The organism is Caballeronia sp. LjRoot29 (assembly GCF_964252755.1).
Lineage (GTDB): Bacteria > Pseudomonadota > Gammaproteobacteria > Burkholderiales > Burkholderiaceae > Caballeronia.
On record NZ_CAXUPU020000005.1, the window covers coordinates 353192 to 359343 of the forward strand.

The following is a 6152-nucleotide window of genomic DNA, read 5'->3' on the forward strand; positions in this document are numbered from 1 at the left end:
TGCCGCCGACTGGGGCAGTAGCGCGCCGCGGGCGTTATGTAATTTGCTGACGCGATTTCCGCCGGTGCGCATGTCGGGCAGGAGTTCGCGGTCGCCCTCGGCGAATGCCGGTCTGCAGCAGTTCAATCCACCAGCAGTGAGAGGATTTATCAGCGTCGATAGACGAATGTCGGCTGGGCCAAGCAACGGAAGCTCGCGAGCGGCAGGCCGAAGTTTGAAAGCCTGCAGTGGCACGCCGGTGGGCGTGATAACTGCAGGCAAGGTTACACGGCGACGCCAATAAGCGTGACAACGAGGCGCCCCGTCCGGCCGATGCCAATGTCATCTGCCAGGCGATGAGTTGATCGGCTAACCCGAGCGATCCTTTTTAGTTTCATGCGCCATTCCGCCAATTGCTTCAGCCGCCCATTCGGCACGGATACGATCTCGCTCATTCAGGGCCGCCTCACGCACGTTACGGTCGAGAATACTGAGCTTGTGCAGACACAGTGCCGCGTCAATTTTTCTTTGTGGTAAATGATGGCTGGTCTCGGCAAGTTGGCGGACGATCTCCCTGGCCAGCGATGCCTCCTGAATGGCCTTGGTACGGGTCAAACGCATTTGAACGAGGCGACGGTGCTCTGTTAGACGTTGATATTGGTCGGGCAACCAGTACTTAAAATAGCCGATCGTTATGCCATATTTGGCCGCTAGTGCTTTAGCGGTCACGAATGTCTGATCATCTCGAACCATGCGGTCGACTTCTCTGACTAACTGGGTCGCGAATGGATAGGTGATAGCCACCTTCGGTCGGCGCATCGGTCGCTTATATTGACGCGGTGTCTTCACTACAGCGGGGAATTCCCCCTTCAGGAGCTTTACGGGCGTTATATGGATCCGAAAGCAAAACTCAAGGAGGTAGTTGAGACCGGGTTTTGCTTCGCCTCTGGCCCATCGCGAAACAATGCCCTTGTCAAATGCAACAGCTGTCGCCAGGCCGGGAAGGGTGCCGTCGGATACGATGCTCGCAACTTGCCCGAGTCGATAACCTAAGATCTCAGGCGCCGCATAGGTGCTAGCGTCGGCGCCGAGCATTACCATTTCATTGATAGATCGTGTCGCAAATATATCTCTTGCGCCAGATTTCTCATCATCCAAAAGACCTTCACGAAATCCCAGAAATGCGCTGCAATGCACGCAGCGGCCTAATGCGATTGCGTCGCTCACGAAGCGCTGTTTCAAGCCGCAACGAATACAACTATCTTTCAGGCGTGTGAGGTGGACGCTGCAATCGGTGGCCCCAACTATTGCCCAAGCAAGTTGCCAGATAATCGGGCCACCCGTTTCAAGACTATGGTGAAGGCAACTCGGACACCATTCCGGACTCGACTTCGCCGCCCCGGAAGGCGGTGAAAGGAGAGGAGCCCATGCCAGGAGTGTGCCGTCTTCCAGCCCAGTGGCGCGAGTCAATGTCATCAGAGTGCTGGAGAGCGTCGAGGCATACTTACCATAGCCGTTGCAAGTTTTTGAGTATTTGCTGTAAAAACTCGTGAGATGTTTGCCCGCCTGTATCGCGGAGGCTGGAAGCACGACTTCACGAAAAAACGTTCGTGCCGGGACCTGATGTGCCAGCGCCAGACGATGAAAATACCCCAACAAGGCCTCTTGCTGCGGCGTTCCTCGGCCCGCAAGCGTTAAGGAATAAACGAAACTGCGCTCAGAATATTGATCCTCTTCATCCCATAGCGCGTAGTTGAAATCAGTCATGTACTCCTCCCACTGCATCTCGACTGGGTCCGCGTTTTCCGACATGGCGACGGCGTCCTTTATTGGGCGAGTCTGTAACACCTCCTACTTTCGGCAGGTCGCTCTCGCGGATGGATGGTGTATAACTCAATCCTAATTCCTTAGATAATTCGTCATCCGAAATATCCCTAAGACGCTCTTCGCCAAATTTAATTTCGTTCAATATTTTTTTTAGAGAGCTGTTGGGGAGAGCCTGATTCTGCAGCGTATCTATGGACAAGAATGGACGTTTCATGTAAAGCGCCTCGACCAATGACCGATCAAACCAGTCCTTTAAAATTCCCGTGCATCCCAAAGATTTCAGCATGAAATAGTCACACCGTTCCAAGAGGTTCGGTTCAACTTCTATCTCGATCGCGGCTAGAAACGCGTGCAAGATATCGCGGAAATGGTCCTCGTCGGCGACGTCGCCAGTTTTCGCGCCAGCCACATAGCGTGAGAAATGTATCAAGTCGCATCGTCTGAGAAGTTGCCCATTTCCTCCGTCGATATTGAGTAGGTCGTAGGCACCGATGAGGACGATCGGAATCTGTAGCACTACAGACAGAGATTTTATAATCTCGAATTGCGTGGTTAAATGCATTCCCCGCTTGACGCAGAGTATTGCGCCGGCTTCCTCGATCATCCATATTTGCACCTGACGGTGGTGGAACATCGATTCGATGGCTCGCCTCAACTCTTCTCTAACAAGACCGTCAAGAGCGTGCATTACTTTGCCATCCACTACAGCCTCGAACCTGTTCAAGGCTTTTCTGTCGATTAGAACTTCGTTGGTTGCCGCCAACTGCCTTGTAAAAGCATCTTTCCAGTTGTAGTTCCCGTCTAACGCGGTGACGGCCTTCATCGTGAGACATGGGATAAATCCCGGCTCCGCTTCGATCTTCTCCTTAAAAGAGCGCCAGACATGCCGTTCAACAGACTCAGCAACCGTTGTCTTTCCTATGCCGCTTGGCCCGGTCAATACGATGATTCGCTCTGGCTGGGGGTTTTCACAGATGCTCAGCAATTTTTTAAGCACCATGTCCAGTTTGAGGTGCTTCACCTTTTTCCTTCGAAATGCCATGAGGCGCGGATCTATGTATTCGCTCATTCCAGGTCCTCCAGAATACGCGGAGTACTTGATCGAGGCCGAGGCGGTGTCTGAGCAAGTGGCATGTCCTCAGCGTTTTGCGACGGCATAATTTTGGCGCGGTGCTCCGCGGCCTCAGCGTCATGCATTGCTTGTGTCGCAAGCAACTCCTGAGCTTCGGTCTGCAGCAGAAACGCAGCGAGTCGCTCCGCGTTGATTCGAAGTGCCGCTCCCGATAAGCGAGCGATCAGGTGTAGACGCTCCGATGCGAGCTTGATTGAGCGTTCCGTAAATCGGCTAAGAATTGCATAATGTTCAGAATGGATGGCGTGCCAGCATCCCTTTACGAAAGCGTATGCCAAGCCTGCGTTGAACGGATCGTATCGCGCAGGCACTCTAGAATCCATGACGCCTGGAAGGGAAAACTCATCGCACTTAAACCATAGGTAGTTTATTTTGACCCCTTGCGGCGTCACCTTCACAGTTCCTCGAACTGCCTGCGGGCAGCTCTGCGCGATAAATCCAGCGTCGTAGGGGATCACTGTATGCAAACGGTGGCCATGCGACGACATGCCGAAAGCCCAAGCCTCATTGGGTGATATGCCGATGCCGGTATGGTGGTTGCAATGATAGATTTCGTCCAGATAGCGTTGGAACGCCGTGTCGAACGCGTCCATCGTCCAGATTGCATGTTTGGTGGCGTCTACCTCAGGGCTGACCCGCCGGAAATATTCTTCTACCGTGCGCGTGCTTCCGAGCAACGTCCAAACGAACTGTGTCAACGTTGTTTTGAACATCCTCTCTATAACGCTCCCAGCCCTTGCTTTTCCGGCACGCCGCTCGGTCTTTGCAGATAGCAAGCTGTGTTTCCCAATACTCCGAATTAAACTCAGATCCCTGATCGCAGACAACGGACTGCGGTACCCGATTGTGGCGGCGCACGCAGTCACGTAAAACCATCATGCAAGATCGATAAGATGGTTCGTCGAAAGAGAGGTAATAAGCCACTACCTTTCGCGAATAGGCGTCCGTCAAAAGAGTTAGCCAAAGAGTCCAAGTTACCTTGTGAAAGCTTTTATGGATCAGCTTTAGGGGCAGCGGGGTGTGATCTATGTGCGCAATGTGCCACGGGCGCACGCCGTGGCGTGGAGTGGTGTATTCCAGCTCCTGATACTGCGGCTCAAGCTCATAGGCAGCTTTCGCGCCGATCCGAGAGGCCAGCTGTTTATAATCCCGTCGGTTTTTAACCCATTTGCAGAACGTGACGTAACTTACCGGCTGCACGCCCGCAGCGTGCGCTTGTGCGGTGTATTTGCCCCAAGCCGTGCTCCTGCCTTTGCGGCGAATGTTCTCCCAGTCAGTTGCAATTATTTGCTGTCCTAGTTCCGCGGACGCGGGAGATGCCCGTGGCTTGCGATTTCCCGGCGTGCGCGGCAGCAGCCCGATGAACCCATTCCCATACGTGATCTCCGCCCGGCGATACTTGCTTTTCCAGTATGCGACGGAGCGAGATTGCCGCGAAGCGAGCGGATTATCTGGCGACGCGGCACCCTGCAAGATTTCGAATTTCCAGGTCGCCACACGAAGGTGACTAGGGGACGCTTGGCGCAAAAGCTCGGTCGCATCGGTGCTCAATTTAGCGGCTTCTTTGGAAGGCAACGTGATTCGCTTTTCTCGGACCAAGGCTATGACGTTTTCGAAAGAAAGTTCAGCGAGTCCATTGGACGAGTTCTCGCCGATTTCCTGGATCGACAGCCTGCTTGCTCCGTTGTTGATAACTCGCCAAGGTTTCCCGTCCCAGGTGAACGGGGTGCCAGCGTCTAGATCCACGATCACGTTTTGCGCGGAGCTGGGGGTTTGACTTTGGGAAAGGAATGCCGAAAACGCTTTGAACGTGGCTTCATCCCGATAGATGGTCGCGTGCTCCTGTTCGGCGAGGCGTTGAGAATGGATTGGAAAAAAAAGCTTCTTTTCAACGATGAGTTGGTAGAGGAAGTCGGCCGATATTGCGGGCTCACCGATACCGGTGAGTACATCGTCAGTCGGTGTGCCCCTCACATGGAAAGCGAGTGTAAGCTTGCCAAATTTGTCCAAAGGCCAAACTAGCGTCATGCTGGAATCGATCTTCTCAAGACGCACGCACCGTATCGTCGCTGATTTGGAAATCGCCTCCTAGACGTGCGACTACGACGAAACGGACTCATGCTCATGAATAGTTTCTGCACAGCCACTCTCGAAGACATCCGCAACGCAACCGGGTCGGCGTATTGTTATAGCTATGAGGAACTGCCGCGCCAAGCCGATTTGGCGATGATCCACTCTTACTGCACCGATCGCCGCGCGCTCTTCGCGCCGATAGCGAAGGTGTTCGACGTCGATGCAAATAGCCACTGGATACTGCGTCACTATCTAGCGATAAAGTTCGCAACCGCCGCCAATATGCTCGCTGGCTCAGCAGCATACGCTTACGAACACAACCTAATGCTTGGTGTTCCATATTTCAACTATTATGCGGTTCTTAGCGCATGTCGAGCCTTCCTCCTCACCTCTCCCCAAGTTGTGTGGCAAGGTGAAAAGACGGTCAAGATGACGCACCAGAACATCCTCAATCGCACCGCCGACTACATGCGCTCGCTCGATCCAGGGCGAATGCAGGAATGGCGCACACGGCTCGAGGAGCTTCGCGAACACCGAGAGCTTTTCTCGTACCGTTTCCCCCTCTCAGGACCGGAACTGGCTGGCGAACGCGCGCTCGATGTTGAGGCTGCAACCTCGTTGGGCCGACTAATCGCAGAGCTCGCTTCATTGAATAGCGAATGCCTCGACGCAGCGTTGTGCAAGCATTCGTCGATGGAGCTGTCAGTTCGATCCATCAATGATCATGATTGGGCGACAGCATATGAGCTTGCTGGCGTTCCTAAGCGGGACCCCTCAGATCAGTTACGATTGAGAAAATTTGTACAGGGATGGAAGACTGTCGCGCCACTTGAGGTGATGACCTCAGATGGTCTCTTGGACGATGTCTACGGGACGTGGTGCGATCCTGAGGATCGTCCCGGCAGGTTTGACCCCGACCACACTAGCAAGCTCATTTTGGCTCTCTAACTGGCCGACAATCTGGCGGGACTCGTCGAGCGACCGCAAAGACCGATAATCGACCGATCATATCGCCGAATCGAATGACCAATGTCCTTTGGAAGCGGACGTCAACAACAAACGCGACGCAATGACCGGGTTGGGTCGACTTCTGCCCAACGCAGCTCCGTTGACCCGGTCTCTTTTCGCCCACTCAACGTCG

The 6152-nt window shown here is 53.9% G+C and carries 5 protein-coding genes; 1 reads left to right on the forward strand and 4 read right to left on the reverse strand.

Annotated features, from left to right (window positions below; genetic code table 11):
* Nucleotides 1-348: 348 nt before the first annotated feature.
* The 4 genes from ACSQ83_RS09130 to ACSQ83_RS09145 are packed head-to-tail and all read right to left on the reverse strand — an operon-like array spanning nt 349 to nt 4993.
* Complete coding sequence (locus tag ACSQ83_RS09130) at nt 349-1746, reverse strand: TniQ family protein (protein ID WP_436227899.1); 1398 nt, start codon at nt 1744-1746, stop codon at nt 349-351.
* Nucleotides 1739-2875 (reverse strand): AAA family ATPase, encoded by a 1137-nt coding sequence (locus tag ACSQ83_RS09135; RefSeq protein ID WP_436227900.1) that lies wholly within the window; start codon nt 2873-2875, stop codon nt 1739-1741. Before ACSQ83_RS09135 ends, ACSQ83_RS09130 begins: the two co-directional genes overlap by 8 nt.
* Nucleotides 2872-3531 carry a hypothetical protein gene (locus ACSQ83_RS09140; protein WP_436227901.1) on the reverse strand — a complete coding sequence of 220 codons (660 nt, stop codon included), beginning with the start codon at nt 3529-3531 and terminating at the stop codon, nt 2872-2874. Before ACSQ83_RS09140 ends, ACSQ83_RS09135 begins: the two co-directional genes overlap by 4 nt.
* Nucleotides 3532-3562: 31 nt before the next feature.
* Entirely contained in the window at nt 3563-4993 is a 1431-nt protein-coding gene (locus ACSQ83_RS09145) for a hypothetical protein (RefSeq protein WP_436227902.1), read from the reverse strand.
* A 69-nt stretch (nt 4994-5062) separates the two neighbouring features.
* On the opposite strand from ACSQ83_RS09145, the gene ACSQ83_RS09150 reads away from it, so the two are divergent.
* Complete coding sequence (locus tag ACSQ83_RS09150) at nt 5063-5959, forward strand: hypothetical protein (RefSeq protein WP_436227903.1); 897 nt, start codon at nt 5063-5065, stop codon at nt 5957-5959.
* The last annotated feature ends 193 nt before the right edge of the window (nt 5960-6152 follow it).